Here is a 3,154-nt window from a genome sequence, read left to right on the forward strand (position 1 = left end):
TTTTTACCGAGAACTAAACCAGCGTTAGCGGACAACCTCTCCCTCTTCCCTCTCTTCCCCCTCTCCCCTCTCTTCTGATTCAGCTTGGGGAGTTATTGAAGGCAAACTGAGCAAAACTTAATTCATTAATAGCATTCCATTGATAAATCTGTTCTCGGAACTTTTTCCACTGTTCGTAGACTTCTTTAAAGGTTGCATCCTGATTAGCTTTCTCTTCGTAAAATTCAAAAGCTGCTTTCTGTGCTGCTTGTAAAATTTCTTGACTGTAAGGGCGTAATTCAGTGCCACCTGCTATCAATTCTGCCAATGCTGCTCCGTTTAAAGCATCATATTGGGCGAGCATACTTATATTTGCTTGATATGCAGCACTTTTAAAAGTTTCCTGATATTCTTTTGGCAACTTATTCCATTCATCCAGATTAACTTGCACCTCAAAAGTCGGACCAGGTTCCCACCAACCAGGATAATAATAGTATTTCGCAGCATTATTTAAACCTAGTTTCTGGTCATCATAAGGACCTACCCATTCCGCAGCATCAAGAGCGCCTCGCTCCAAAGCTAGATAAATTTCACCACCAGGCAATACTTGAGCATTTACACCTAATTTTTTCATTACTTCCCCACCAAAACCAGGGATACGCATACTTAAACCATTTAGATCGTTAACTGTGTTAATCTCTCGTTTAAACCAGCCTCCCATCTGCGTCCCACTATTACCAGCAGGAAAACTAATAATGTTAAAGTCGGAGTAAAGCTTGTGCATTATTTCTAACCCTCCACCATGATAATACCAAGCATTCTGTTGTTGGGCAGTTAAGCCAAAGGGGACAGCAGTGCCAAAAGCAAGAGCTGAATTTTTACCAACATAATAGTAACTAGCAGTATGGCCACATTGTACTGTACCTTGTTGGACAGCATCCAGAACCTCTAAACCTCCGACTATTTCACCAGCTTGATAGGGGGTAATGGTAAATCTGCCATTAGTCATAGCTGCGACGCGATCGCATACTGTTTGTGCCCCACCAAAAACTGTTTCTAAGGAACGAGGCCAACTCGTGGTCATTCTCCATTTTACAGAGGGCAAGCTATCAGTAGAGGTAGTTTCAGTGGTAGTTTGACTACAAGCGGCTAAAGTTGCGACACTTGCAGCAGTTGCAATATGGTTAATTAGTTTTCTTCGTTTCATTGTTTTATATTATTTGTGTTTTAAGCTTTTCTACTTAGTATTAGATCAGGTTTCAGGGTTTGATATCTTGATCAAAGGGAGTAGAAACAGAAGCTGAAATCTTACCCAAGTATATAGTAAAATAGGCAAAAATACCTCAAACTATAAAGTCTAGCGCTATATTCACTGCCATCTCAAAAATCTTATTTATCAAAATAATTGGGTCGCGCAACCCCGCCTTGATTAGCAAAATGTTTTTAGAGGGTTGCTCTAATCCCTGTTACCAAAAAAACTTCTGTACGTCGCCAATCCGACGGCTCCCCTATCTGACTTCTGACTCCTGAGTTCGTTAAATTTCACCAAAGGCGATCAACGTGAAGCCACAATCATCAGGTCTGTCAGGTGATGAAGTCACAACAACTAAGTGATATGGCATAACTTCAACAATGGCAACTGACATATTAAATGTCTTCCACTCAGGTCCTTGAATGGTACAAACTGGCGCTGGTTGTTTAACAAAAGGACGCTCGAACTCTATTAAATAGGTTCCTTGCCAAATTCTGCGGGAACGGAACCCTTCACCAAACATAATGTTACCGTCTGGATGAACAGCACCATAGATGTGTTGGATTTCTTTTCCCACTGAATCTTTGATAATTGTCATTATTGACTCCTGCTAGATTTACAGTAACTAAAAAAATAGTTTATATTAATTTGTTTTGCGGTATAATATCAAATCCGTTTAATTGGACATAAAAAAAATCTTCAATCGCCATAACTACGTTTATCTTTGTAATTCTTTCTCCTCCTGACTCCTCCTAACTTAACCATTCTATGGCTGTTTAACCGGGTTTGATATAATACCAAATCTGGTTACCATAAAGATACTGTCTTAAATTATTTTCTAATCCTTCTGCCTTACTTTATCAGGTAAAGCTTCGATCTAAATTGGATTAACGGTTACAGATGTCCCCCAAGCCTAAAAAGCCCTCAAACAAAAAGTCTGGGGCTAAATTTTAATGTTATAGAGCTTTCAATACAGCAATTATTTACTGTTATCTTAAAAAGCTCACCATAATTTTTCAAATTTTTCATTCCCTAGTGGTAAAATGCTTGCACCCATTTATGTATCGTTGATAGGTAGGGTAGGAGGGAATATCAAAGTTTTAGATATTGCCAAAAGCAATAAAGGTGAAACCACAATCTTCAGATCTGTCAGGTGAAGAAGTAGTGCATACAAAGTGCCATGGAGCAACGTCAACGACAGCGACTGACAGATTAAATGTCTGCCATTCACCTCCATAAATGGTACAAATTGCTGCTGGGGTGTCTACAAAAGGCTGGTCGAATTCTATTAGATAAAGTCCATAGCGAAGTTTGTGGCATTTGAAGCCTTCACCAGAAATTATCTTACCGTCTGGAGAAATAACACCATAGATGTGCTGAGTTGCTGTTCCCGCTGAATCTTTAAAAATTGCCATTACTGACTCCTGTTAGATTTTACTGTACTGTTTGAAATCAACTATAGAAAATTTAAACAGCTTATTCCTTCTTGCTGACAATATCAGCAATGGTTAAACCATTGAATACACTATTTTCCGACTTTTCTAGGATTTGAGTCAACAGTTATCAACCTATAGAATAGGTAGGTTAATTAATATGCTGTTAACATTTTTTGCAAGGGTTAAAACTCTTATTTAGCGTCACCAAAAGCAATAAATGTAAAAGCACAATCAATAGGTTGGTGAGGTGATGAAGTAATGCAGATGAAGTACTCTGGATTAACTTCAACTATGGCAACTGACATATTAAATGTCTTCCACTCATTTCCAGTAATAGTACAAACTGGTGCTGGAATACCATCAAAAGGACACTCGAATTTTATGATATAGGTTCCTTCCTTAATTTTCTGGCTCTCAAAACCTTCGCCGAACCACTTACTACCGTCTGGTCGGACACCAACATATCTACGGTGGTGTCGGACCAGAC

General features: G+C 38.9%; 4 protein-coding genes. All 4 read right to left on the reverse strand.

Annotated elements, in window-relative coordinates:
* Positions 1-79 precede the first annotated feature (79 nt).
* On the reverse strand, positions 80-1,186 hold the full coding sequence (locus tag F6K13_RS25455) for a TRAP transporter substrate-binding protein (protein WP_124146384.1): 1,107 nt from the start codon (positions 1,184-1,186) through the stop codon (positions 80-82).
* Between the two features lie 328 nt (positions 1,187-1,514).
* The gene (locus F6K13_RS25460; RefSeq protein WP_287244357.1) at positions 1,515-1,829 is read right to left on the reverse strand and encodes a hypothetical protein; all 315 of its coding nucleotides are present in this window, start codon (positions 1,827-1,829) and stop codon (positions 1,515-1,517) included.
* A gap of 502 nt (positions 1,830-2,331) precedes the next feature.
* The gene (locus F6K13_RS25465; protein ID WP_124147531.1) at positions 2,332-2,646 is read right to left on the reverse strand and encodes a hypothetical protein; all 315 of its coding nucleotides are present in this window, start codon (positions 2,644-2,646) and stop codon (positions 2,332-2,334) included.
* Between the two features lie 212 nt (positions 2,647-2,858).
* On the reverse strand, positions 2,859-3,154 hold a 296-nt coding region (locus F6K13_RS25470), incomplete at its 5' end, for a hypothetical protein (RefSeq protein WP_287288774.1).

The organism is Okeania sp. SIO2B9, from assembly GCF_010672505.1.
GTDB lineage: Bacteria > Cyanobacteriota > Cyanobacteriia > Cyanobacteriales > Microcoleaceae > Okeania > Okeania hirsuta.